This window comes from Campylobacter sp. RM16704, assembly GCF_000816245.1.
Classification (GTDB): domain Bacteria; phylum Campylobacterota; class Campylobacteria; order Campylobacterales; family Campylobacteraceae; genus Campylobacter_D.
In genome coordinates this window covers 1,511,347-1,535,465 of sequence record NZ_CP007769.1, presented here as the reverse complement: position 1 = coordinate 1,535,465, position 24,119 = coordinate 1,511,347, and the positions used below count along the sequence as shown (strand labels likewise).

Below are 24,119 nucleotides of genomic sequence, written 5' to 3'. Positions count from 1 at the left end.
AATGAAATTTTTAAAAGTAAATCCTTTAGAGAAAGCATATTTAGAGAAAATTGGTTTTTCATGGCATACAGATAATGATGGAAGTGATTATTTAGATTCTAATTTGGTTTGTGTTAAAGAAAGTGAAGCAAATGCTTATTATGAAGCAGTAAATGAGCTTTATGATATGTATACAGCTGCTGCACAAGAAGTGATTGAAAATAACCGCTTTGATGAGCTTGGAATTCCTTTTAATTTAGTTGAAGCTATTAAGATGAGCTGGGAAAATGATGTTCATTGGCATTTATATGGTAGATTTGATTTAGCAGGTGGGCTTGATGGTAAACCTATAAAACTAATCGAATTTAATGCTGATACTCCAACTTCTTTATTTGAGAGTGCTATTTTGCAATGGGCTATTTTAAAACAAAATAATCTAGATGAAAGTTCGCAATTTAACAATATTTATGAGGCTTTAAGAGATAATTTTAAAAGACTTATTACCTTAGAAGAGGATGTGAGTGGATTTGAAAAATATTATGAAGGTTGGAAGATATTGTTTTCTTCAATTGCGGGTAGTGATGAGGATATGATCACAACAAAATTTCTAGCACATATTGCAAGTGAAGCTGGTTTTGAAAGTGAGTTTTCTTTTATAGATGAGGTAGAATTTTCACCTGAAGGTATTTTTAAAAATGAAGTAAATTTTGAGTATTTTTTCAAACTCATTCCTTGGGAGAGTATAGCTATAGAAGAAGGTGAACTTGCTATGCTTTTAACTCAAATTATGCAAAATCAAAAAGCAATCATTTTAAACCCTGCTTATACTTTACTTTTTCAAAGCAAAGGTATAATGAAGATTTTATGGGAGCTTTATCCAAATCATCCTTTATTGCTAGAAGCAAGTGATGAGCCTTTAATAGGTAAAAAATGTGTCAAAAAGCCAGTTTTTGGTAGAGAAGGGGCAAATATTTCTATTATAGAAGCTAATGGAGATGTAAGCTTTAAAACAGATGGAGATTATCAAAATAATCGTTTTGTATATCAAGAATTTGCCGAGTTTAATCAAAATGAAAATGATTATTATCAAGCAGGAGTTTTCTTTGCTTATGAGGGTTGTGGCTTGGGCTTTAGAAAAGGTGGCTTAGTGCTTGATAATTATTCTAAATTTGTAGGACATATGATAAAAAATTAATGAAAATAGTATGTTTAGATGCTGCTACTTTGGGTGGGGTGGATTTATCTATTTTTAAAAGTTTTGGCGAGTTTGTAAGTTATGATTTAACTTCTAAAAGCGATGTTATTGCAAGAATAGCTAATGCACAAGTTGTGATGATTAATAAAATCATCATCGATAAAGAAGTGATAGATAAAACTAACCTAAAGCTTATTTTGCAGCTTGGCACAGGGGTAAATAACATAGATGTAGAGTATGCAAATTCTAAAGGCATAGTGGTAAAAAATGCAGCTAGTTATTCTACTAAAAGTGTTTTAAGTCATACTTTTGCTTTACTTTTTGCTTTTTTAAACCAAATTCCATATTATGATAAATGGAGCAAAGAGGGTAGATGGTGTGAGAGTGAAATGTTTTGCGATTTTAGCAGGACTTTACATACTTTAACAGGCAAAAAACACGGAATTATAGGACTTGGAGCTATAGGTAAAGAAGTGGCTAAAGTTTCGCAAATGTTTGGTTCTAAAATTTGTTATTATTCTACTTCAGGATCTAATTTTAATGATGAGTATGATAAAATAGGCCTTGAAGAGCTTTTAAAAACTTGCGATATAATTAGTATCCATGCACCTTTAAATGAAAAAACAAAAAATTTATTATCTAAAAAAGAATTAATGCTTTTAAAAGATGAAGCTATTTTGATTAATGTGGGTCGTGGTGGTATTGTTAATGAGTTTGATTTAGCCAAGGTTATGAATGAAAAAAATATCAAAGTAGGACTTGATGTGCTTGAAATAGAACCTATGACTAAAAATCATCCATTACTTAGTATAAAAAATAAAGAAAATTTAATCATTACCCCGCATGTTGCATGGGCAAGTAAAGAATCTATACAAAATTTAATTCAAATTGTATTTAACAACCTTAAGGAGTTTATAGAAAATGGCAAGTGAACATAGTTTTGATATAAGTGGAGAAATCGATAAACAAGAGTTAAAAAATGCTTTAGAACAAGCTAAAAAAGAGCTTGATAGTAGATATGATTTAAAAGGTATTAAAAGCGAAATAGAGCTAAATGAAAAGGAAAGTGTTTATAAGCTTACTTGCTCAAGTGAAGCAAAGCTTGAAGTGTTAAAAGACATTGTTATTTCAAAGCTTATTAAAAGAGGGATAAATCCTAATGGCATAAAAGAGCTAAGCAGAGAAAGCGGAGCAAATTTTAAACTGAATTTGAAAGTTAATGATGCCATTGATACTGATAGTGCTAAAAAAATAAATAAAGCTATAAAAGATAGTAAGCTAAAAGTAACTTCAAGTATTAGAGGTAATGAAATTCGAGTAGTTGGTAAACAAATTGATGACTTGCAAAATGTGATGAAAATAGTTAAAGAATTAAATTTAGAGCTTAATCTTAGTTTTAAAAATCTCAAATGAAAAATTTATTTCAAATATTTTTTTTATGTTTTCTATGTGTATTTTTTAGCTCTTGTACTTTAAAGAAGCCGCAATCACAAGGAGTTTATGTTGTTTTAAAAACCCCTCAAATGAAATTTGCCGATTATGGTTTTTTATATGAGAGACAAAAATCAGTTAAACTAGAGCTTTATAATGCTTCTAAAGCTTTATTTGAATTAAAAATTACTGATAAAATTTGTATCAACGGTGTTTGTTATACAAAAAAGCTTTTTAATAAAAGATTTTTTAATTATGAATATTATGATGATTTTTTACAAGACATAATCCTTAAAAAGCCTATTTTTAGCGGTAAAAACAAACAAATAAATTCTTGTGGTTTTAGTCAAAAATTATTAAGTAAAAATTATGATATTTTTTATGAAGTTTGTAATGGTAATATAAATTTTAGTGATAAAAAATCAAAAATAAAATTTAGTATAAAATCAATATAAAGGAAAATATGAAAGATTTAAAACTTTTTTTAAATGATACATTTAAGAGCAGTATTTATAAAAACTTACAATGCAGTGAAGATGAAATCTTAATTCTAAAATATCTATGTAAAAATTATTTACAGGCTAACACAAATATAAATGTTTATAACTTGCTTAGTGAAGTTTTTAAAAGTAGTGAATATGAATACCTAGATCACCTAAATGATCTTAAAAATCTTATAGAAAGAGGATTTATTGTTCAAATTTATTCTGATTTTAAAGCAAGCAAAAATTCTAATCTATTTTTGAATTTATTGCAATGCGAGGTAAGTTTAAGTGAAGTTTTTTTACAAGTTTTAGAAGGTAAAACTATACAAGATTTTATGCAAGATAAGATCTATGAAGATCATATTGCATATTTAAAAGATGAATTTTTTAAAATTGAACTTTATCAAAGATTGCGTTTTTTTACTAAAAGTTCTCAAAATAAAAGCATTAAAAAAGATATCAATACTTTTGAAACTTACATTAAAGAGTGTTTAAAAAAAAGTAAAATTCCTAATATTGTAGAAGATATATTTAAAGAGTATGGTTTAAATGAAAAAGAGTGTTTGATATTTATTAGCTTATTAAAAGAAGAATACTTGTTAAATACTGAAAATTCTTATAATAGAGATTTTGATTTTTTACTTCATTTAATTAGTGAAGATGAAGCACAAAAACAAGAAAACAAAGCTTTATTAGAAGAAGATTCAAAGCTTTTAAGCTCTAATCTTTTAGAATATGATGAGTTTATAAATTCTTTAGGGGATATTTCTAAGATATTTTATTTGAGTGATGATATTTTGCAAAGAATTATTAATTTTAAGGAGCCTAAAAAAAATAAAAAAATAAAACTCCAAAATTTAGTAAAAAACCAAGATATTTTTGAACTTATAGAGCCAAATATTAATATTGACGATGTTATTATGCCTCAAAGCACTAAAGATTTATTAGAAAGTATATTAAAACAACAAGATAAAAAAGTATTGGAAAGATTAAACAAGTGGGGTATAAAAACAAATAAAAATATAGAAGCAAAAATAATTTTCTATGGTCCTGCTGGTACAGGCAAGACAATGAGTGCTTTAAGTCTAGCAAAAGCAATGAAAAAATCCATTTTAAGTTTTGATTGTTCTAAAATTTTAAGTAAATATGTTGGAGAAAGTGAACAAAATGTAAGAAAAATTTTTGACACCTATAAAGAGCTTTGTCAAACAAGCAAGCAAAGCCCTATACTGCTTTTAAATGAAGCTGATCAATTTTTAAGCACTAGAGTAGAAAGTAGTGGCGGTGCTGATAAAATGCATAATCAAATGCAAAATATTTTTTTAGAGCAAATTGAGCGTTTTAGTGGAGTTATTATAGCTACTACTAATTTTTTAGAAAGTCTAGATGTGGCTTTTTCGAGAAGATTTGACTATAAAATAGAATTTAAAAAGCCAAATTACGAACAGCGTTTAATGATATGGCAAAAATCTTTACCTAAAAATGCTAAATTTGATAATGAAGTTGATATAGAAAAACTAGCATCTTACGAGCTAAGTGGAGCACAGATTGTTATGGTAGTAAAAAATACTGCGTTAAAGGCAGCTATTTCTAAAGATGGCATTTTTAAAATGAATGATTTTTTACAAACTATAGAAAAAGAAATAGAATCTTCTTTTGATAAAAATAAGATAGTCGGTTTTAAAAATTAAATTCACATAAATTTCACAAGCATTCAATATCATTCTTTTAACTTTTATCTAAAGGAGAAAAAATGAAAATGAAATTAATGTTGGCAAGTTTAGTTTGTGCTAGTTCTATGTTTGCGGATATGATTGTTAGTCCAAATGCTCTACCTCAAAAGGCTCAAGAGTTTTTAAATACTCATTTTAAAGGAATAAATATAGGTTATGTAAAGCAAGATGTAGATTCTTATGAAGTAAATTTAGCTGATGGAACTGAAATTGATTTTATCATTAATGGAGATTGGAAAGAAGTTGATGGAAAATATAAGGCAATTCCAACAGGATTTATCTCAAAAGAAGTTATTGCTAAAGTACAAACAGCACAACCAAATACAGCTATTGTAGAAGTAGATAAAAAAATCAATGGTTACAAGTTTAGAACAAGTAATATGATGGAAATTTATACAGATTTTAAAGGTAATATTCTAGGTCAAAAATTTGATGATTAAAATTAGCAAGCTTAAAGCTTGCTAATTGTTTATTAAAACTTCTTCTTCCTAGCATCTTCTAAGATATCATTAGCAATTTGATTTACATTCTCAGATATTGCAGCACTATCTTTTGCTATTTTTAAGTTCTCTTGGGTTACATGATCAATTTGAGCTACAGCATCATTTATTTGAGTAATACCTGTAGTTTGTTCTTTAATACTTTCACCCATTTCATTAATAGATTGAACTAAGATATTAGTATTAGCTTCTATTTCACCTAAAGATTTTTGAGTTCTTTCAGCTAGATTTCTTACTTCATCAGCAACAACAGCAAAGCCACGTCCGTGCTCACCTGCACGTGCAGCTTCAATAGCAGCATTTAATGCAAGTAGATTGATTTGATCAGCAATATCTCCTATGATAGAAGTAACATTTTTAATCTCTTCACTTTGAGCTATAACTTCACTAGTTTTATGAGATACATTTTGCATAGAAGAAGTAATCTCTTCTAAAGCAGCAGCTGTTTCTTCTAAAGAAGAAGCTTGGCTAGATGAAGAATCAGTTAAGTTCTTAACAGCATTTTGTAATTTACCACTCTCATCAGCTAATAAAGAAGCAAATTCAGATGATTGTTTTAACATATCAATGATTTCTTTACCTAGGGTATTAGTTGTTACTTCAACACCACCTTTAGCATTTTTAACTTCAGTGGTAAAGTCTAATGCTTTATAGCTATCAAATACTCTATTAATTTCATTCATATTAGAACCAACTTTTGCTTCTAATACATTAAGCATTTCATTTAAAACATTTTTTAATTCTATTAATTGAGGATTAGCTGGAACTGCTGTAATTCTTGCTGTGAAATTACCACTTTCTATTTCTTTAGCAGTTTCTACTGATTGTTCTACTGCTTTAGAATCTTGTTCTAATGCATTTTTAGTTTTAGTGATGTTTTCATTGATGGCTTTAGCCATAGCACCAAGTTCATCATTGGTATTTACATTAATCATAGCTGAATCTTTGGTTTTATGATTGATAAAATCAAAGAAAGAGTTAAGACCGGTAGTAATAATTGCTATTGGTTTTAAATTTTTAATAATAGCAAATCTTACTAGTATTAAAGCTATAATAATAGCGATAATGGCAATGATGATTTGTTGAAATAATACTTTATTTACTGCATCAGTATATACAGATTCTTCTGTGATAGAACATACTATGTATTTAGGATTTAAACTTTGAGTACAAGTTACCACTTGAGTTTTACCTTGACCATCTTTTGCGTAAAATAAAGTTTCTTCTTTAGTAGGATCGATTAAATCAGGATTTGCTTTTATTGCATTAGCTATATTAATACTTAAGTCATTTTTAGCAAGCATTCTATCTTTTTCTTCGTGGAATACTATTGCACCTTCCCTATCATACACTGCAGCATAAGAGCTATTAGAGTGACCTATAGCTAAAACATCTTTAGAAAATGTATGTAGATTATAATCACCACCAACAACAGCTATAAATTTACCATTATGATAAACTGGAGTTGTATATGAAATAGTTATTGAATCATCTTCTATGCTTTTATAAGGATCGCTTACTGTTAATTTTCCAGTTTTTTTAGCTTCTTGATACCATGGTCTAGTTCTTGCATCAAATCCTGTTTTTTCAGGACTTCTAACAATTTTGTTTGACTGATATAAATTGCCATCTTTTTCAAACCCAATATAAACCACATCAAAACCAGATGAAATTTTTGTAACTTCTAGTAAATCAAATATTTCATTAGTGCTTAAATTTGGATTTTTTGATACGAGTGATGCAACAGAAGCAACGCTATTTCTTTTAGAAAGAGAATAAATACTATATGCTTCATTTACATCAAACATAGTCTTTTTTTGTATTTCTTCTAAATAATGAGCTGTGTTAGTTTTTGATTCGTAATAATTAATTATATTAACAACTATCAATATAATAGCTATTAGAAAACAGACTATCATTGTCAGTCTAGCAGAAAGACTATTGAATTTTAACATTATAACTTCCTTTATTTAAGATTTAAACTGACTATTATAGTACTATAAAGTTAAAAAAACATAAAAATACAACCTTTAGAAAGTATTTTTATATAAATTTAAGTTTCAAAATGTATAATTTCAACTCATTGTATTTTAAATAAGCGGGAATAGCTCAGGGGTAGAGCACAACCTTGCCAAGGTTGGGGTCGCGAGTTCGAATCTCGTTTCCCGCTCCATTATCACCCGCCCGGGTGGTGGAATTGGTAGACACAAGGGACTTAAAATCCCTCGGAATTTTTCTTCCGTGCCGGTTCAAGTCCGGCCTCGGGCACCACTTTTGGTAACTCAAGGCGACATAGCCAAGCGGTAAGGCATGGGCCTGCAAAGCCTTGATCTCCGGTTCGAATCCGGATGTCGCCTCCAATGCGATATTATTTGATATTTACATTATTTTTCGGGAGATGGCTGAGTGGTCGAAAGCGGCGGTCTTGAAAACCGTTGAGGGTCACACCTCCAGGGGTTCGAATCCCTTTCTCCCGGCCACTTTAACATAATTTTCATATTTTTGTTTTCACATTTAAAAAGATATTTCTTAATTTCTTTAAGAAATTAAGAAAATTATTCTATATCTAAAACCCCGCCTTTACTGGCATTACTTACAAGTTTTTGGTACATTTTAAGCCATCTTGAATTTACTTGTTTATCTGGTATTTTAAATTGTGCTTTGCGTTTGGTGATTTCATCTTGAGTTAAATTTGCATTAATACTATAAGTATCTACATCAATTTCTATTTCATCGCCATCTTCTAAAAGTGCTATAAGCCCACCTTCTGCAGCTTCGGGAGAAATATGACCTATGCTAAGTCCTCTTGTAGCTCCGCTAAAGCGACCATCTGTTATAAGTGCTACTTTAGCACCAAGCCCCATACCTGTTAAAAGAGAAGTTGGACTAAGCATTTCTTGCATACCAGGTCCACCTTTTGGTCCTTCATAGCGAATCACACATACATTTCCTTCTTTAACTTTTCCTTTTATAATACCTTTTATAGCTTCTTCTTGAGAGTTAAAACAAACCGCTTTGCCTTTGAATTTACGCTCACCCATAATACCTGCAGTTTTTATCACACAGCCTTGCTTTGCTAAATTTCCAAAAAGTATAGCAAGCCCACCTACATTTGAATAGGCATTGTCTATTTTTCTTATAATGTTTTCATCTTTAATGTTAGCATTTTCAATGCGTTCTTTTAAAGTTTTTCCATTAATATCTAGAGTGTCAAGTTCTAAAATATGGCCAGGTTTTTTAGCAATTTCTGCCATTACTGCACTTACCCCGCCTGCTTTGTGTATATCTTCCATATATATTGTGTTTAAAGATGGAGCAATTTTAGCTATATGGGCTACATTAGCACTGATATGGTTGAGTTCTTTTATATCTAAATTTACACCTGCTTCATAAGCAATAGCAAGCATATGTAAGATAGTATTTGAGCTTCCACCCATAGCCATATCTACAACTAAAGCATTGTTAATAGACTTTTTAGTAATGATATTGCGAATTTTAAAATGCTCATCTAGAGCAATTTCACAAATTCTACGTGCAGCTTTTCTTAAAAGTTCTTCTCTTTCTTTGCTAAGAGCCAAAATAGTTCCATTTCCTTCAAGTGCTATACCCATAGCTTCGCATAAAGTATTCATAGAATTTGCAGTAAACATACCTGAGCATGATCCCCCGCTAGGACAAGCTTTGCATTCTATATCTTTTAAATCCTCTTCATTGATTTTTTTAGCCTCATAGGCCCCCACTGCTTCAAAAACAGAACTTAAGCTGATTTTTTCTCCATGTTTATTTACTCCAGCTCTCATAGGTCCACCACTAACAAAAATGGTTGGTACATTGACCCTTAAAGCTCCCATAAGCATACCTGGAGTGATTTTGTCACAATTTGGGATACAAATTAATGCATCAAGTTGATGAGCATTCATAACCGTTTCTATAGAGTTTGCGATGATTTCGCGGCTTGGTAAAGAATAAAGCATACCATCATGCCCCATAGCTATACCATCATCTACACCTATAGTATTAAATTCAAAAGGAATGCAACCATTTTTACGGATTTCATCTTTAATAATTTTCGCATATTCATTTAAGAAAAAATGCCCTGGAATGATATCTATATAGCTATTTGCTACACCTATAAAAGGTTTATTGAAATCTTCATCATTTAAACCACAAGCTCTCAGTAAAGAGCGATTTGGTGCTTTTAAATGTCCTTTTTTGATTGCATCACTTCTCATTTAAATCCTTTTTAAAGTAAAAATTATCATTTTATGCTTTTATTTTGCAATTTTTGCTTAAATTTTTGAAACTTAAATGGTATTTTAAAGAAAATTACTTAAAATGTAAAATTATTTTGATTCAAGGAATGCGATGCTTTTAACTAATCCGGTTTTTATAGGCGTTGTTTTAATGACGCTTTTGTGTTTTTTTAGGTTTAATGTTTTACTTAGTGTTTTGCTTTCTGGACTTTTTGTTGGTATTTGGTCAAAATTTATGAATGTAGAGCATTTAACTTTGATGGAATTTCTTACACAGCTTCCACAGGCTATGATGGATTCTATGAAAGTTTTAATCGATGGTATGCAAGGAAATTTGCAAACAGCACTAAGTTATATTTTACTTGGAGCGGTGGCTGCTGCTATATCTAGAACTAATTTAACGGCATATTTGATTAAAATAGTATCGCATTATATTTCGCATAAAAAATATTTACTTATACTTTCTTTGGCTTTTATTGCTTGTTTTTCACAAAATTTAATCCCTATCCATGTGGCCTTTGTGCCTTTATTAATCCCACCTTTGTTAAAACTTTTTAATAAATTAAAAATAGATCGTAGAGCTATAGCTTGTGCTTTAACTTTTGGGCTTACTACTCCTTATATGGTAGTGCCTTTAGGTTTTGGGCTTATTTTTCAAACTCTGCTTGTAGATAATTTAAATTCAAATGGAGTGCAAATTAGTTTAGGAGAAGTTTCTCAAACTATGGCTTTTGCGGCTATTTGTATGCTAGTTGGTTTATTTTTGGCTGTGTTTGTATTTTATGCTAAACCAAGAGAATATCAAGAAGAACAAATTGCCAAAATGGATTTTGAAAATTTAAAAATGAGTAAAAAAGAATGGGGTGTTTTAGCTGGCTTAACTTTAACTTTGATTTTGCAAATTTTAACACATAATTTGCCTTTGTCGGGGCTTTTAGGTTTTGTTTTGATGGTGATTTTAGGTGGAGTAGAGTATAACAAAGTTAATCTAGTTTTTGATGATGGACTTAAAATCATGGGTTATATAGCCTTTGTGATGCTTGTTGCTTCTGGGTATGGAGAGGTTTTAAAGCAAAGTGGGGGTATAGCTGAGCTTGTAAAAGCAAGTGTGCCTTTTATGGAGCAAAGTCACTTTTTAGCTATTTTTATCATGTTAGCCATAGGGCTTTTAATTACCATAGGTATAGGAAGTTCTTTTGGGACTATTCCTATTATCGCCGCTTTGTTTTGTCCAATTTGTCTTGAGCTTGGTTTTTCATCTGCTGCGATTATTTTTATTATAGGTGTTGCTGGTGCTTTAGGTGATGCAGGATCACCTGCTAGTGAAACGACTTTAGGGGTTAGTGTGGGGCTTAGTGCAGATAAGCAAGGAGATCATATTAAAGATACTTGTATACCGACCTTTTTATGTTTTAATGGTTCCTTACTTATCTTAGGTAGCGTTATAGCATTTTGCTTACTTTAATACATTAGCAAAATTCCACTTGAGAGTCTGCTTGAAGATTTATTATATTCAATAAGACTTTCGCCATATCCATTAAAATATTGAGTGAAGAGGTATAAACCATTATTAGATATTTTATAAGCACCACTTATTTCTATGGCACCGCGGTTAGAAGAAAAATTTAAATTATTACGCCATAAAATATTAATGAAATACTTATCTTGAGTATAAGCTAGGTTAATATCAAAATTTCCTAAGTATTTTTCTATATCAGGATTATCATCTTCTGAACTTTTTTCAGGAATTCTTACCCAAGCTCTTGGTATAAAAACAAAATCTCCAAAAAACCATGCATTACTTAGGTAAATTCTATTCCAAGATCTTGATTTTGGATCATCTTGTCCATTTGATTCGTGTAATAAACCAACACGCACATTTTTTAAATTTTCAAAAATTTCATGTCCATTTATTGGAAAATTTATAAAAAATTCAGGTTGATAATTAGTTTCTCTAAATGGGGAAGAATGCTTATATAATTGCCACCAAGAAACCTGAGTGTATCCTATATTATAACTTTCGTTTAATCCTAAAAGATTTTCAAAAAGAGTTTTTTTAAGACTAACTTGAAATTTAGTTTCTGTACTTTTATAATCTCTCTTGTTAAAATTATAAGAAACAGGCATAAAATAGCTAAGATTATGCGTGCTAATACCAAAAGGATTGTAAGATTTTTCTGTGCCAAGATAGTTTGCTAAAGCTTCTTTTCTAGGATTAAAATCTTCCATTTTGTAAGTTGTTTTTGTGGTATTTTGCTCAGTATTTAAAGAATATTGCAAAGAGATATTTTCTTTTGTATTTTTTAAGACTATATTTTTGTAAATTTGCATAGCTTTTTTGTATTCGCCTTGCTTTTCATACTCTAAAGCTTGGTTGATCAAATCATCATTTGCTAATACACTTAAAGCACTAAAAAATAGTATGGTTTTTTTCATGAAGCCACTTTTTATAATCATCAATATAGTTTAAATTTATAAATTCATCTTCATTTTCAAAATTTATAAATTCAGCGTTCATTGTATCACAAAAAAGAGCTAGTTTATGATTATTTTCTTGTAAAAATTGCAAAGATTTTTCATAATTTTTACTATGGTAAAAACCACATAAATAATGTTTATGATTTTTTGTATTTGCTAAGAGTATATTTTGTGATTTTAGATGATTGAAAAGTTTGTAAATACTTTCTTTGTTTATGTTTGGAGTATCTACGCTAATAATAAATATATAAGTATTTTTAAAAGATTTAAATATAGAATTTAGAGCAATAAGTGGAGAATAAGAAGTGTTATTCTCATCTAAAATAAGTGGTAATTTTTGACAATGAAATTTATCTTTTTTTGTGCTTATAAAAACTTGAGTAAATATTTTTGACATTTTTTCATATTGGTAAAAAGTTAAATTTTTATCATCAACTTGTAATAAACTTTTATCTTCTCCCATACGTGAAGATTTGCCACCACATAAAATCACACAAGGATAAGGAATTTTTTTACTCATAAAAACCTCATAAATTCATCAAAATATTTTATAATACATTTATGAAATATACAGATTTAATACAAATAAAAGATTATTTTAAACAATTCCAAAGAATAAACTATCTTAAAAGACTTGATGATAATGTTTTAGAGCTTAGTTTAGATCATCATACCTTCATAGTGGATTTAACGCGTGGTAAAAGTGGAATTTATCAAGACAAAATTCGAGCAAAAACATATAATGCACCTTTTGATTTTATGCTTAAAAAATATTTCTCTAATGCAAAAATTTTAAGCATAGAAATTTTAGAAAATAACAGAATTTTATCTTTTGAAGCTTTATCCGAAAAATCTTACAAAGCTTATAAGGCTAAGATTTATTTTGAATTTACAGGAAAAAATACTAATGCCATTATCACAGATACTAATGATACTATCATAGAAGCATTACGCCATATAGATAAAAGCTATCGTATTGTAAAAATAGGCGAAAAATTACAAGCTTTAAAAGCTTATGATATTAAGGAAGAATTTATAAAAATTGATGATTTTAGTGTTTATTTTAAAGAAATTGCTAAAAAATTACAACAAAATCGTTTAAAAGAAATCAAAGAAAATAAGCTTTTAAATATAAATAAAAAAATTACTAACTTAGAAGAAAGCATAAAGGATTTAGAGCAAGAGGATTTTTTATTAAAAAAAGCACAAAATTTAAGTCAAAAAGCAGATGTGCTGTTTGCGAATTTAAGTACATTAAAAGAGTATCAAAGGAAGTTTGTTTTGCAAGATTTTGACACTAAAGAACTTGTTTTTAAACTCGAAGATACTCCTAAAAATAGTGCTAATGAATTTTATAAAATGGCTAAAAAATTGAAACAAAAAGCAAAGAATATTAACATAGAACGGGATGTTTTGAATGAAAAACTTGATTTTTTAATGAATTTGAAAGATTTGATTTTTAAAAGCACTTCATTAAGGGAACTTGAAATTTTAATGCCTAAAAAAACCAAAAATGCTAAAAAAGAAGAATTAAACGCAGGGGTAAGTAGTTTTTACTTTGATGAGTTTAAAATCTGTGTAGGCCGTAATGAAAAAGCTAATGAGTATTTGTTAAAAACAGCAAAAAAAGATGATATATGGTTGCATGTAAAAGATTATCCTAGTGCACATGTGATTATTACTTCAAATAAATTAAAAATAAGTCAAGTGGTGTTAGAATTTGCTGCAAAACTTTGTGTTGAATTTTCTAAGCTAAGCTCAGGGGTTTATTTGGTCGATTATACAAGTAAGAATTTTGTAAAAATTAAAGAAAAAGCTTATGTAAATTATACAAATTACAAGACTATAAGCATTTTAAAGGAGTGAATATGCCTATAAGTCCCATAGGTGGCGTAAATTATGTCAATCAAAATGCGCCGGTACATTCAGCACAAGTAAGTAATGAACTTGCAAAAGATTCTTTTGCAACTTTGGTAAATATGAGTGAATTTCAAGCAAAAGAAAAAGCAGTTGAAAAACTTGAAAAAGTCAATCAAACTCATGAAGTAAGCGATGAGGTAAAAGAAAGACAAGAAGAGGAAAAAAAACACTCTAAACAACATCAAGAAGCACAAGCTAGTGAAGATGAAGAAGAGCAACAACAAACACAAGAAGAATTTCCTAAAAAAAATTCTCACTTGCTGGATTTAAGTATATAAAAGGATTAAAATGTTTTCAAAAACAAGAATTATTAGTGCTATTGCAATGATAGTAGCAATTATTATAATTGCTTTGATAAATAATTTTATTATAAATCTTGCTATTTTTGCTATTTTATTGTTTTTAGCTTTTAATGAAGCAAAAGCTATGTTTAAAAGCAAATACGCAAATGCTTTTATCGGAGTATGTATTTTAATCATAGGAGCTTTTTTAGACAAACCTTTTTTTATAGGTATTATGGCTTTAATTTTGATTTTGGGATTTTTAGTTTATAAAAAAAGTGAAAATTTAAATGAACTTATGCCTTATATATATCCAACTTTGCCTGTTTTAATGCTTTATCAAGTGTTGAGTTATGAGGGTATGTTTGTATTGTTTTGGCTTATTGTGATTGTAGTTGCTTGTGATAGTGGGGCGTATTTTATAGGAAAGCTAATTGGTGAGCGAGCTTTTTCTCCAACAAGTCCAAATAAAACTTTAGAAGGGGTTGTAGGTGGAGTGGCTTGTGCAGGTATTATAGGAACCATAGTAGGGACTTTTGAATTTGGTGTGATAAAAAGTATTTATATATCTTTGATTGTAGCTGTTTTTGCTGTGATAGGTGATTTACTTGAGAGTTATTTTAAAAGACAAGCAGGTATCAAAGATAGTAGTAATTTAATTCCAGGACATGGGGGAATTTTAGATAGAATTGATGCTGTTATCATTGCAGCATTTGCAATGGCAACTTTGGTATGATTGTCCTTGGAAGCACAGGAAGTATAGGGGTTAATACTCTTTTTATTGCCAAGAAAAAAAATAAACCAATAGAAGCCTTATCTTGCGGTAAAAATATCAAGCTTTTAAATGAGCAAATAGCTCTTTTTAAGCCTAAATTTGTATGCATTCAAGATGAAAAAAATAAAGCTTTAGTTAATCATGATAAGGTTTTTTGTGGTCAAGATGGCTTAAAAACGATGATAACTGAATGTAAAAGTCCTTTGGTGGTAAATGCTATAGTAGGTTTTGCAGGATTAAATTCAAGTTTAAAAGCACAAAAACTTGGTAAAACTTTAGCTTTGGCAAACAAAGAAAGTCTAGTAGTTGCAGGGAAATTTTTTGATACATCTAAAATAAAAGCTATAGATAGCGAACACGCAGCACTAAAGTGTTTAATAGATAAAAGAAAAGATATAAAAAAACTTTTTATTACAGCAAGTGGTGGAGCCTTTTATAAATATAAAATCAAAGATTTAAAAAATGTTAGTGTAAAAGAAGCTCTCAAGCACCCTAACTGGTCTATGGGGGCTAAAATCACCATAGATAGTGCGAGTATGTGTAATAAGCTTTTTGAAATCATCGAAGCTTATCATTTATATGGCATTAAGCAAATAGATGCTTTGATAGAAAGAAAGTCTTTAGTGCATGCTTTGTGTGAATTTAAAGATGGTGGTATGAGTGCGTATATATCTAATGCAAATATGCGTTTATCTATAGCTCAAGCAATTTTAAATACACATAATCAAAGTTTCATAAAGAATTTAGATCTTTTATCTATGCCAAGTTTAAAATTTGAAAAAATTAGTTTAAAAAAATATCCTATATTTTCACTTAAAAAAGATTTGTTAAATGAACCTGATTTGGGCGTGATTATAAATAGTGCAAATGAGTATATGGTATATAAATTTTTAGCTCAAAAGGCACAATTTTTAGACATAGCTAAAGGAATTTTTAAAGCATTAGATCATTTTGGGGTTCCTAAAATTAACCAAATTGAAGATATTTTTGAGTATGATAAACAAGTAAGGCTTTATTTAAGTAAGGAAATGTTATGAAATTTTTTTTAAGTATTTTGTTTTTTACAAATGTAATATTTGCTTTGGAATTTAGTGTTAAAGAAAATGGTAAAAGTTTAGATGATAACAACACGGTCTTAATTCTTGGAGGAATTCAAGGAGATGAGCCAGGGGGATTTCATGCTGCTAGTTTGCTTTTGAGTGATTATAATATTACTAAAGGTAAAATTATCGTTGCACCAAACCTTGCTTTTGAAAGTATTATCGCTAGAAATAGAGGTAATTTTGGAGATTTAAATAGAAAATTTGCTCATATAGATGAAAGTGATCCTGATTTTCAAACCATAGAACGCATTAAAAAACTTATTTTAGATCCTGAAGTAAATATGGTTATAAATTTGCACGATGGAAGTGGATTTTATAGACCAAAATATGAAAACAAAGATAAAAATCCAAATCGCTGGGGCAATACTAGCATTATTGATCAAAGTGAAGTAAATTCTACTAAATATGCAGATTTAGAAAATATAGCCAAAGAAGCAGTGGAAAATATCAACAAAGCTTTAATTAAAGAAGAACATCAGTATCATTTGAAAAATACTAAAACTCAAGAAACTAATGATAAAGACATGTTAAAAGCTTTAACTTATTTTGTTGTTTCAAATCACAAAGCAGCTTTTGCAAATGAAGCAAGTAAAAATTTACCAACACATTTAAGGGTATATTATCATCTTTTAGCGGTGGAGTATTATTTAAAAAAAGCAAATATAGAATTTAGTAGAACATTTGATTTAACTCCAAATGGAGTTTATAGAGCTATTGAAAAACCTTTAGAAGTAAGACTTTTTAATGATAAAATTTTGCTCTATCTTGATAAACCTGCCAATGCTATAAAATTTTTACCTTTTCCTATTAATCAAGCTTTAAATTATGAAGCAAGCAATGAAATTACTGCAATTGTTTCAAAAGCAAATTCTTTTTCTATAAATTATGGAAATCGTTTGCAAACTAGACTTTATCCTGAATATTTTGAATTTTCAAATGCACTAGATAGTGTTGAAATAATAGTTGATGGTAAAAATATGCAAACAAATTTTGCACAAAAAATTCTAGTAAATAAAAATTTTGAAATTCCTTCTATTGCAGGTGTTAGAGTAAATGTTATAGGTTTTGATAGAGGTTTAGATGAAAGTGATATTTTAATTAGTAAAAACCAAATGCAAACAAAATATTCTATAGATAAAAAAAGAAAGATTTATAGAGTGGAATTTTATGAGTTAAAAAATGCCAATTTAACCGAACAAATCTTGGAAAAGAAAACTGATATTAAGGAAATTAAAAAAGTAAATATATCCGTAAAAGATATAGAAAAAGCGGAAAAGAAAGATAAATTTATTGGTATGATATTAGTGGAATTTCAATGAAAAACTTAATTCTTGCTATAGAAAGCTCTTGCGATGATAGTTCCATTGCTATTATAAATAAAGATGATTTTAAATGTATCTTTCATACAAAAATTTCTCAAGAAAATGCACATAGTCCTTATGGTGGAGTAGTGCCTGAACTTGCAGCAAGATTACATAGTGAAGCTTTGCCAAAAATTTTAGAAAAATGCAAAAAGTATTTTGACAAACTTTGTGCTATAGCAGTTACTAATGAACCTGGTCTTAGTGTGAGTTTGGTAGGTGGGGTGGCTATGGCAAAAATGCTCGCTATTAGTTTAAATTTGCCACTTATTGCAATTAATCATCTAAAAGGGCATATTTACTCTATGTTTTTAGATAAAAAAGCAAAATTTGATATGGGGGTATTGCTAGTAAGTGGCGGACATACTATGGTGCTTTTTATTGATAAACAAGGGCAAATCACAGAACTAGCAAGAACAAATGATGATAGTTTTGGAGAAAGTTTTGATAAAGTAGCAAAGATGATGAATTTAGGTTATCCAGGTGGAGCTATCATAGAAAATTTAGCTAAAAATGCAAAGGAAAGTGATTTAGAATTTAGCATACCTTTGCTTCATTCTAAAGAATTAGCTTATAGTTTTTCAGGACTTAAAAATCAAGTCCGTTTAGAAATTTTAAAACAAGAACTCACAAACGAGCGAAAAAGTGAAATTGCTTTTGCTTTTCAAAAAGCAGCTATTGCTCATATTATGAATAAACTTGAAAAAATTTTTAAAGAGTATAATTTTAAACGCTTTGGCATAGTAGGCGGTGCAAGTGCAAATTTGAGCTTAAGAAGTAAAATAGAACATTTATGTCAAAACTATAAATGCGAGCTTTTACTTGCACCATTTGAGTATTGCTCTGATAATGCTTTGATGATAGCAAGAGCAGCTTGTGAAGCTTATAAGCGTAAAGAATTTGTAAGTATTGAAGATGATCTTATAAACCCTAAGGTAAAAAATTTACAAGGCAGATTATGAAAAAGGCATTTACTATTATAGAACTTGTGTTTGTTGTGATTATACTTGGAGTTTTGGCAGCTATAGCTTTGCCTAAATTTAGCTCTAGCAAAGATGAAGCTAGTACAACTCAAGCATTAGGTAATCTTAAAATTTTTATTAGCGATATTAATGCTTATGTTTTAAAAAACGAAAGTCTTTCAAGTATAGCGTTGATGAGTAATGTAGCCAATGTTAAAAATGAAGATTTATCTTCATTGCAAAATGCTACCAAAGAACTTGATTTTAGTGTGGGTAATGATGAGCAGTGTTTTAAAGTATTTTTTGTAGATAAAGAAAGTGTTTTACTTTTAGCTTTTGCACCAGATGCTTCGCAAAAAAGTAAAATAGAAAATATAGCAAATTTAAAAAATCAGCTAACAAAAAATCCTAAAAATCAAAGTATAAAAACCCAACTTGATGAGGTTTTAAAGTCTTTAAGTGAGAGTGAATTTACAAGCACTTCAAAATCCAAATCTTGCCAAAATTTAATTCACTCTAAAACTTTTAAAGACTTAGCAACTAGGGTGTATTTTTTAACCTCCTAAAAATACACCCCACCACTTAAATATAATTTCATTCTATGATCATCATCTAATTTGTATTTGTGTAATGCTCTTGCTCCATCAAGTTTTATATAATACTCATTAGCTTTATTATAAAGTATTTGTAAGCCTAGTGCATCTAAGAAATGATCATCTACTAATCTATTACCTGAATCTTTTTCATACCAAGCATAACCTATATCATAAAAGGGAGTAAAATAAAAATTAGTATTTGGTATATTTATTCTTATACCAAAGTTAGCTACTATGGTATTATCTCCATCACCTTCTCCATTATCATAAGCTCTTACTCCATAAGCTCCACCCAAAGATGAACTTTCAGAAGAATCAAGCTCAAAATTCCCTAATACCTTTTGATAGTTTATATTAATAGTATGAGTAATATACTCATTAAAACTATAATAATTATTCAAACTAGCATTGAGTTTTCTAAACCAACCAAAGCCATTACCACCACTTTTAGATGTATCTCCAAATATAGTAGTTCCATCATCTTTTACCTTACCTATGCTTATTTTAGCACTATAACTTAAGGTATTGTTTTCAAAGCCTCTAAATAAACCTTCTAAACCCATACTTCCTACATTAGAACTTTTATCAAAGGTTAAAAGATCTAAGGTTACATCACTAAGTATTTTATGATATATACTAGAAGTTATATAAAAAGATGAATTAGTATTAATCCATATAGGATAAGAAAAATCTATACCAAAATTCCTAGAAGTACCACTAAAACCTAAACCCTCATATTCTCTTCCTAAATAATAAGTTCCTTGAGATATACTAGGAGTAATTTTTAAATTACCTACAAAGAAAGTATAACTGGCTCCATAATTGATTTGTTTTTCATCACTAGATTGTAAGTAAAAATTATAATAATCTCCCATATTAAGTATAGAATTAAATCCCATACTAATACCAGCTCTATATTCTCCTGCACTCTTAATACCATAATTATCACTATATATTAATACATTAGCCTTAGTATCAGGTTCTACTTCTATAAGAATATCAGTTTCACCTACATTCTCTCCTGCTTGTAAACCTGCTAAGGTTTGAAGTCCATACATTTCATTGACTTTATATACACTATCTTCTATTAATTTAGTAGAAATGATTTTACCTTTGATTCTTTGATTGAGCTTACTTTCTAAAAAATGATCTTTTATAGTAGTTTTATTTTTTATTATATACTTACCTAATACTCCTAAAGAAATATTAACTTGAATGTTTTTTCCATCAAATTCTTGTTGAGGAATATAAGCTGTTGCTGCAGGATAACCATTTACTTGAAAATAATAAGCAATGATATTAGATATATCTTGTAAATCTTGTAAGCTAAATCTTCTTGTTTTAAACTCACTCACTAAGCTTTGTAAATCTTCTTCTTTAATACCTAGTTTTTCAAAGCTAGTGTTTTCATTAGTAAGAACAAATTTATATTGAGTGAGTATTTTTTTATTAGTAGTAGTATTGGTTAAATTAGTATTATTAGTAGTATTATTAACTTTATTGTTTGAAGTATTAGTATTATTATTTATATTAGTATTATTTTCTTTGGTAGTATTGGTTTTATTAGTAGTATTAGAATTAGTTTTATCTTTTGTATTAGAATTAGTATTAGTTTTATTATTGTTTGTATTAGTGGTTGGGTTGGTATTAGTTTGATTGTTTAAGTTATTAGTAGATGATTTAGCTTTTTCATCTTCTTGTTTAAATTTTTCTTCTAATTCTTGTTTTTTTTCTTCAAAGTCTTTTTTAGCTTCTTGGCTTTTTTTATAATCATCTTGGGTTTTTAGATTTTCTTTGATAGCTTTGTTTTGAGGGATGTTTTTATCAGGGGATAATTCTATAATTTTTCCTATATCATTTTTAGTTATAGTGATACTTCCATTATTAGCATAAACTAAAGAACTAATTGCTATGGTGCTAAGTAAAAGTTTTTTCATATTGGTTTTTTCCTTTATTTTAATTAATCTTTTATTTTAAAGTTAAGAGTTTTTGTTTTTTTTATTTATTTGTTTTTAATTATATAAACTACTAAAAATTAGTAGTTTATATAGATTGTTTTTAAAAACTTCCAGTAACACAAGGATTCATAGTTTTAAAATTATCACTTACTATACAAATCTTTCCTTTTTGCATTAGGGCTGTTTCTTCTACTTCTTCTTTTTCGTTTTCTTCATATTCAAAAGTAGGTGTTTGTTTTTGAGCATTAGCTACTTGGCGTGATACTTTTTTATAGTCTTCATTTTCATTACCATTAACTATTACTTCATCTAAATTAGGTGTAAGTAAGGCTAAGTTTTTAAACTCACCTTTTATTTTAAAGTGATTATTTGAATCAGTGCTTGTTTTGCTTTGCCAAGTTTGTAATAATTCTTGATTATCATTTATACTAGCAAAAAGTTCTTTACTAAGATTGTTTAATCTATCTACTTCAGCTTTTAAAGAATTTAAAGTTGCATCATTTTTTAAGCTAGGATTTTCATTGACTTTTTTAACATAGTCATTATATTTAGCTATAGCTGTTTTTAATTGTTCTTGAGCTGTTTTTAGATCTATAAAGGCTTTGTTAGATTGTTTGACTAAAGGTTTTAATTTATCATTGATAAAGGCTAAAAGATTTGCTTTATTTGTAGCAAATCTTTGATAATTTCTATAATTTATTTTATAGTCATTGCTAAAACCTTCTAGTATTTCTTTCATACCTTCTTGACCATATAAGGCTTCTAGGAAAGATATACTTTGTTTTAGTTCTTCACTTATTCCTTTGATTGAACTAAGATCATTTATATCTATCCAGTAATTACCTGCAAGAATTTCTCCTAACCAAGTATTTAAATCATTTGCACTAATTACATCATCACTACCTAAGATTACATCAGGGTTAGATGGGTTAGTTGGTGGGGTAGGTCTGCTTATAGTATTTGCTTTAGATAAAAAGTCTTGATAGACATTTTCTTGGTTTGAGTTGTTGTAGGTGTGAATTTGGATTTTATCATTGCTACTACCCCAGTAATTTTGATCGTATGTTGCATTAGCTAAATCATTTGTATGATGATAGATATGGACATTGTCAAAGGTAAGATTAGGACTTCCATTTATATAACCAAAGAATTTACCTATATAATTTTGCCAATTACCACTTGCACTTATACTCATATTAGGATTAAAAAATATATAAATGTTTTTGAAGGTAGAATTAACAGTAATGATACCAGCAAAACCAGCAGCAGAGACAAAATTATTATCAACACTAGCACTAATATTGCCTATATTATTTAAAGAAATATTGCTAAAGGTTCCATAACCAGCATTACCAGCAAAACCACCAGCTTGGCTTCTAGTATATCTACTACCACCACTACTACTAATATTACCTATATTATTTAAAGAAATATTACTAAAGGTTCCAAGAACAACACCAGCAAAACCACCAGCTTGGCTATCATTATAACCACCACTAGCACTAATATTGCCTATATTATTTAAAGAAATATTACTATAGGTTCCACCAGCACTACCAGCAAAACCACCAGCAGAGGCAGAACTACCACTACTACTAATATTACCTATATTATTTAAAGAAATATTGCTAAAGGTTCCACGAATAGCACCACCAGCAAAACCACCAGCAGAGGCAGAACTACTACTAATACCACTACTACTAATATCCCCTATATTATTTAAAGAAATATTACTAAAAGTTTCTCTTTCAACATAACCAGCAAAACCACCGACATAAATTCTACCATAACCACCACCACTAGTACTAATATTGCCTATATTATTCAAAGAAATATTGCTATGGGTTCCACCATAAGCCCAACCAACAAAACCACCAACACGGAAATAATCACCAACATCATTAGCCTTTATCCCACCACCCATATAATCTACATTGATATTTTTAAAAGTAGCACCATAAATAGAACCAAATATACCAACATATTCAGGTTTATTACTTAAAGAAGTTATATCTATATTGATATTTTTTAAAGTATATCCTTGTCCATCAAAGGTTTTGTTAAAAGCATTAGAGAAGCCAACTATCATAGAAGTACAATTATATGTACTTAAACAATAATTAGCATAGTTTTGCCAGTCTCTACCTTCTACCCCCTGTCCTTTGTTACCTTTAAAATCTATATCATTAGTTAGTTTATATTCACTAGCACTAGTTCTAAATCCTGCCTTGTTTTCATTCCACCCTTTAGCAAAATGCCACCAATCTACATCAGAACCTATACCTACATATCGCATATTAGAAAAATTAGTATTATTATGATTTATACCATTATAAGCTTTACTTTCATAATTATTAAAATGACTAAATGAAGATGGATTATAATAATATCCAGTAGCATTTAAGTAAAGTGAGCCTTTATCTTTAGCTGTGATATATAATTTATTTATATCTTTTAAAGTAGCAATATCAGCATGTATTTCATTACCTACTAAATGTATATTTGAAGCTTTGATTTGATTGAAAGTTTTATTCTTTGTATTAAAAGAACTTTGTAATAAAACTTTATTACCTATAAGCAATACTTTATTAGCATTAATATTACCCATATTAACCACATTACCTAATTTATTAGGTTTAAATACAGGTGAAAAGCTTAAACCATCATTGAAATTATTCATATTAGCAAAGTTTTGCATAGTTGTATTATCCATAGATGAAGTAGAAGCCACAAAGCGATTAGCATTGATAGTTCCTGTTTTAGTAATGATTACTCCATTAGGATTGATTAAAAATACATTATTACCATTAGCATTTAATAAACCAGCTATAGTAGATTTACTTGTTCCATGAGCAATGTTTAGATAGTTTTTATTGCTTCCTCCAAAATTTACACTCTCACCTTGATTAATACTAAATCCACCACCCCATTGAATGACAGAACTAACTTTATGACCATTAATATTCATAGTATTACCATTAATGTTTATAGTTCCTGTTGTTCCATGAGTAAATTTACCTCCACTAGGTAAAGCCATTAGTGGAGAAAAAAGTAAAGATACTGTTATACCTGAAAGTATAATATGATGAGTTAGTTTTGTTGTTTTCAT

At 28.9% G+C, this 24,119-nt stretch carries 20 protein-coding genes, 4 tRNA genes and 1 pseudogene; 18 read left to right on the top strand and 7 right to left on the bottom strand.

What is annotated here, in order from left to right:
- Position 1: 1 nt before the first annotated feature.
- The 6 genes from CAQ16704_RS07780 (at position 2) to CAQ16704_RS07755 (ending at position 5,263) form a co-directional block, all read left to right on the top strand.
- Positions 2 to 1,174 carry a glutathionylspermidine synthase family protein gene (locus tag CAQ16704_RS07780; protein WP_039667633.1) on the top strand — a complete coding sequence of 391 codons (1,173 nt, stop codon included), beginning with the start codon at positions 2 to 4 and terminating at the stop codon, positions 1,172 to 1,174.
- Positions 1,174 to 2,106, top strand: coding sequence for a D-2-hydroxyacid dehydrogenase (locus tag CAQ16704_RS07775; RefSeq protein ID WP_039667632.1), 933 nt, complete (start codon positions 1,174 to 1,176; stop codon positions 2,104 to 2,106). Before CAQ16704_RS07780 ends, CAQ16704_RS07775 begins: the two co-directional genes overlap by 1 nt.
- Positions 2,096 to 2,587, top strand: a complete 492-nt coding sequence (locus CAQ16704_RS07770) for a YajQ family cyclic di-GMP-binding protein (protein WP_039667631.1) — start codon at positions 2,096 to 2,098, stop codon at positions 2,585 to 2,587. The genes CAQ16704_RS07775 and CAQ16704_RS07770 overlap by 11 nt, the downstream gene beginning before the upstream one ends.
- Positions 2,584 to 3,060: a hypothetical protein gene (locus CAQ16704_RS07765; protein WP_039667630.1), complete on the top strand. Its 477-nt coding sequence runs from the start codon at positions 2,584 to 2,586 to the stop codon at positions 3,058 to 3,060. Before CAQ16704_RS07770 ends, CAQ16704_RS07765 begins: the two co-directional genes overlap by 4 nt.
- An 8-nt stretch (positions 3,061 to 3,068) precedes the next feature.
- Positions 3,069 to 4,781, top strand: a complete 1,713-nt coding sequence (locus tag CAQ16704_RS07760) for an ATP-binding protein (RefSeq protein WP_039667629.1) — start codon at positions 3,069 to 3,071, stop codon at positions 4,779 to 4,781.
- Between the two features lie 62 nt (positions 4,782 to 4,843).
- Entirely contained in the window at positions 4,844 to 5,263 is a 420-nt protein-coding gene (locus CAQ16704_RS07755) for a PepSY-like domain-containing protein (RefSeq protein ID WP_039667628.1), read from the top strand.
- Positions 5,264 to 5,295: 32 nt separating this feature from the next.
- Here the strand turns inward: CAQ16704_RS07755 and CAQ16704_RS08660 are convergent, their stop codons facing one another.
- On the bottom strand, positions 5,296 to 5,736 hold the full coding sequence (locus CAQ16704_RS08660) for a methyl-accepting chemotaxis protein (RefSeq protein ID WP_442856714.1): 441 nt from the start codon (positions 5,734 to 5,736) through the stop codon (positions 5,296 to 5,298).
- A gap of 774 nt (positions 5,737 to 6,510) precedes the next feature.
- Positions 6,511 to 7,131 (bottom strand): annotated as a pseudogene (locus CAQ16704_RS08655) (cache domain-containing protein); the annotation flags it as partial.
- Positions 7,132 to 7,421: 290 nt separating this feature from the next.
- Between CAQ16704_RS08655 and CAQ16704_RS07745 the strand changes: the two are divergent.
- The 4 genes from CAQ16704_RS07745 to CAQ16704_RS07730 all read left to right on the top strand — a co-directional run bounded on the left by CAQ16704_RS07745 (position 7,422) and on the right by CAQ16704_RS07730 (position 7,803).
- A tRNA-Gly gene (locus CAQ16704_RS07745) sits at positions 7,422 to 7,496 on the top strand.
- A 9-nt stretch (positions 7,497 to 7,505) separates the two neighbouring features.
- Positions 7,506 to 7,594 (top strand) — tRNA-Leu (locus CAQ16704_RS07740).
- 15 nt (positions 7,595 to 7,609) lie between these two features.
- Positions 7,610 to 7,683: transfer RNA gene (locus CAQ16704_RS07735), tRNA-Cys, on the top strand.
- A 32-nt stretch (positions 7,684 to 7,715) separates the two neighbouring features.
- Positions 7,716 to 7,803: transfer RNA gene (locus tag CAQ16704_RS07730), tRNA-Ser, on the top strand.
- A gap of 75 nt (positions 7,804 to 7,878) precedes the next feature.
- Here CAQ16704_RS07730 and ilvD read toward each other — a convergent pair.
- Positions 7,879 to 9,555: a dihydroxy-acid dehydratase gene (gene ilvD / locus CAQ16704_RS07725; RefSeq protein ID WP_039667626.1), complete on the bottom strand. Its 1,677-nt coding sequence runs from the start codon at positions 9,553 to 9,555 to the stop codon at positions 7,879 to 7,881.
- Positions 9,556 to 9,688: 133 nt separating this feature from the next.
- Between ilvD and CAQ16704_RS07720 the strand changes: the two genes are divergently transcribed.
- Positions 9,689 to 11,041 carry a Na+/H+ antiporter family protein gene (locus CAQ16704_RS07720; protein ID WP_039667625.1) on the top strand — a complete coding sequence of 451 codons (1,353 nt, stop codon included), beginning with the start codon at positions 9,689 to 9,691 and terminating at the stop codon, positions 11,039 to 11,041.
- Here the strand turns inward: CAQ16704_RS07720 and CAQ16704_RS07715 are convergent.
- Together CAQ16704_RS07715 and CAQ16704_RS07710 are read right to left on the bottom strand one after the other, a co-directional pair.
- Positions 11,038 to 12,012 (bottom strand): phospholipase A(1), encoded by a 975-nt coding sequence (locus CAQ16704_RS07715; protein WP_039667624.1) that lies wholly within the window; start codon positions 12,010 to 12,012, stop codon positions 11,038 to 11,040. The two genes, CAQ16704_RS07720 and CAQ16704_RS07715, sit on opposite strands and share 4 nt — an antisense overlap.
- Positions 11,987 to 12,574: a molybdopterin-guanine dinucleotide synthase gene (locus CAQ16704_RS07710; RefSeq protein WP_039667623.1), complete on the bottom strand. Its 588-nt coding sequence runs from the start codon at positions 12,572 to 12,574 to the stop codon at positions 11,987 to 11,989. Before CAQ16704_RS07710 ends, CAQ16704_RS07715 begins: the two co-directional genes overlap by 26 nt.
- Before the next feature lie 41 nt (positions 12,575 to 12,615).
- Here CAQ16704_RS07710 and CAQ16704_RS07705 point away from each other — a divergent pair, with 41 nt between their 5' ends.
- The 7 genes from CAQ16704_RS07705 to CAQ16704_RS07675 are packed head-to-tail and all read left to right on the top strand — an operon-like array spanning position 12,616 to position 19,022.
- Complete coding sequence (locus CAQ16704_RS07705) at positions 12,616 to 13,920, top strand: NFACT RNA binding domain-containing protein (RefSeq protein ID WP_039667622.1); 1,305 nt, start codon at positions 12,616 to 12,618, stop codon at positions 13,918 to 13,920.
- A 2-nt stretch (positions 13,921 to 13,922) separates the two neighbouring features.
- Entirely contained in the window at positions 13,923 to 14,252 is a 330-nt protein-coding gene (locus CAQ16704_RS07700) for a hypothetical protein (protein WP_039667621.1), read from the top strand.
- A 10-nt stretch (positions 14,253 to 14,262) separates the two neighbouring features.
- Entirely contained in the window at positions 14,263 to 14,991 is a 729-nt protein-coding gene (locus tag CAQ16704_RS07695; RefSeq protein WP_039667620.1) for a phosphatidate cytidylyltransferase, read from the top strand.
- A complete protein-coding gene (gene dxr / locus CAQ16704_RS07690) occupies positions 14,988 to 16,067 on the top strand; it encodes a 1-deoxy-D-xylulose-5-phosphate reductoisomerase (RefSeq protein ID WP_039667619.1) in 1,080 nt (359 codons plus the stop codon). The genes CAQ16704_RS07695 and dxr overlap by 4 nt, the downstream gene beginning before the upstream one ends.
- A complete protein-coding gene (locus tag CAQ16704_RS07685; RefSeq protein ID WP_039667618.1) occupies positions 16,064 to 17,452 on the top strand; it encodes a M99 family carboxypeptidase catalytic domain-containing protein in 1,389 nt (462 codons plus the stop codon). Before dxr ends, CAQ16704_RS07685 begins: the two co-directional genes overlap by 4 nt.
- Complete coding sequence (tsaD, locus tag CAQ16704_RS07680) at positions 17,449 to 18,456, top strand: tRNA (adenosine(37)-N6)-threonylcarbamoyltransferase complex transferase subunit TsaD (RefSeq protein ID WP_039667617.1); 1,008 nt, start codon at positions 17,449 to 17,451, stop codon at positions 18,454 to 18,456. Before CAQ16704_RS07685 ends, tsaD begins: the two co-directional genes overlap by 4 nt.
- Positions 18,453 to 19,022, top strand: a complete 570-nt coding sequence (locus CAQ16704_RS07675; protein ID WP_039667616.1) for a type II secretion system protein — start codon at positions 18,453 to 18,455, stop codon at positions 19,020 to 19,022. Before tsaD ends, CAQ16704_RS07675 begins: the two co-directional genes overlap by 4 nt.
- On the opposite strand, the gene CAQ16704_RS07670 is transcribed toward CAQ16704_RS07675, so the two are convergent.
- Complete coding sequence (locus CAQ16704_RS07670; protein WP_039667563.1) at positions 19,019 to 20,989, bottom strand: ShlB/FhaC/HecB family hemolysin secretion/activation protein; 1,971 nt, start codon at positions 20,987 to 20,989, stop codon at positions 19,019 to 19,021. The two genes, CAQ16704_RS07675 and CAQ16704_RS07670, sit on opposite strands and share 4 nt — an antisense overlap.
- 121 nt (positions 20,990 to 21,110) lie before the next feature.
- A complete protein-coding gene (locus CAQ16704_RS07665; protein WP_039667615.1) occupies positions 21,111 to 24,119 on the bottom strand; it encodes a two-partner secretion domain-containing protein in 3,009 nt (1,002 codons plus the stop codon).

Excerpts from the sequence above, each read along its gene's own strand:
- CAQ16704_RS07755 (WP_039667628.1), top strand. The coding sequence starts at position 4,844 with ATGAAAATGAAATTAATGTTGGCAAGTTTAGTTTGTGCTAGTTCTATG.
- CAQ16704_RS08660 (WP_442856714.1), bottom strand. The coding sequence starts at position 5,736 with ATGCAAAATGTATCTCATAAAACTAGTGAAGTTATAGCTCAAAGTGAA.
- CAQ16704_RS07670 (WP_039667563.1), bottom strand. The coding sequence starts at position 20,989 with ATGAAAAAACTTTTACTTAGCACCATAGCAATTAGTTCTTTAGTTTAT.
- CAQ16704_RS07700 (WP_039667621.1), top strand. The coding sequence starts at position 13,923 with ATGCCTATAAGTCCCATAGGTGGCGTAAATTATGTCAATCAAAATGCG.
- CAQ16704_RS07775 (WP_039667632.1), top strand. The coding sequence starts at position 1,174 with ATGAAAATAGTATGTTTAGATGCTGCTACTTTGGGTGGGGTGGATTTA.
- CAQ16704_RS07780 (WP_039667633.1), top strand. The coding sequence starts at position 2 with ATGAAATTTTTAAAAGTAAATCCTTTAGAGAAAGCATATTTAGAGAAA.
- CAQ16704_RS07760 (WP_039667629.1), top strand. The coding sequence starts at position 3,069 with ATGAAAGATTTAAAACTTTTTTTAAATGATACATTTAAGAGCAGTATT.
- CAQ16704_RS07695 (WP_039667620.1), top strand. The coding sequence starts at position 14,263 with ATGTTTTCAAAAACAAGAATTATTAGTGCTATTGCAATGATAGTAGCA.
- CAQ16704_RS07705 (WP_039667622.1), top strand. The coding sequence starts at position 12,616 with ATGAAATATACAGATTTAATACAAATAAAAGATTATTTTAAACAATTC.
- dxr (WP_039667619.1), top strand. The coding sequence starts at position 14,988 with ATGATTGTCCTTGGAAGCACAGGAAGTATAGGGGTTAATACTCTTTTT.
- CAQ16704_RS07770 (WP_039667631.1), top strand. The coding sequence starts at position 2,096 with ATGGCAAGTGAACATAGTTTTGATATAAGTGGAGAAATCGATAAACAA.
- CAQ16704_RS07685 (WP_039667618.1), top strand. The coding sequence starts at position 16,064 with ATGAAATTTTTTTTAAGTATTTTGTTTTTTACAAATGTAATATTTGCT.
- CAQ16704_RS07715 (WP_039667624.1), bottom strand. The coding sequence starts at position 12,012 with ATGAAAAAAACCATACTATTTTTTAGTGCTTTAAGTGTATTAGCAAAT.
- CAQ16704_RS07710 (WP_039667623.1), bottom strand. The coding sequence starts at position 12,574 with ATGAGTAAAAAAATTCCTTATCCTTGTGTGATTTTATGTGGTGGCAAA.
- CAQ16704_RS07675 (WP_039667616.1), top strand. The coding sequence starts at position 18,453 with ATGAAAAAGGCATTTACTATTATAGAACTTGTGTTTGTTGTGATTATA.
- CAQ16704_RS07665 (WP_039667615.1), bottom strand. The coding sequence starts at position 24,119 with ATGAAAACAACAAAACTAACTCATCATATTATACTTTCAGGTATAACA.
- ilvD (WP_039667626.1), bottom strand. The coding sequence starts at position 9,555 with ATGAGAAGTGATGCAATCAAAAAAGGACATTTAAAAGCACCAAATCGC.
- CAQ16704_RS07765 (WP_039667630.1), top strand. The coding sequence starts at position 2,584 with ATGAAAAATTTATTTCAAATATTTTTTTTATGTTTTCTATGTGTATTT.
- tsaD (WP_039667617.1), top strand. The coding sequence starts at position 17,449 with ATGAAAAACTTAATTCTTGCTATAGAAAGCTCTTGCGATGATAGTTCC.
- CAQ16704_RS07720 (WP_039667625.1), top strand. The coding sequence starts at position 9,689 with ATGCTTTTAACTAATCCGGTTTTTATAGGCGTTGTTTTAATGACGCTT.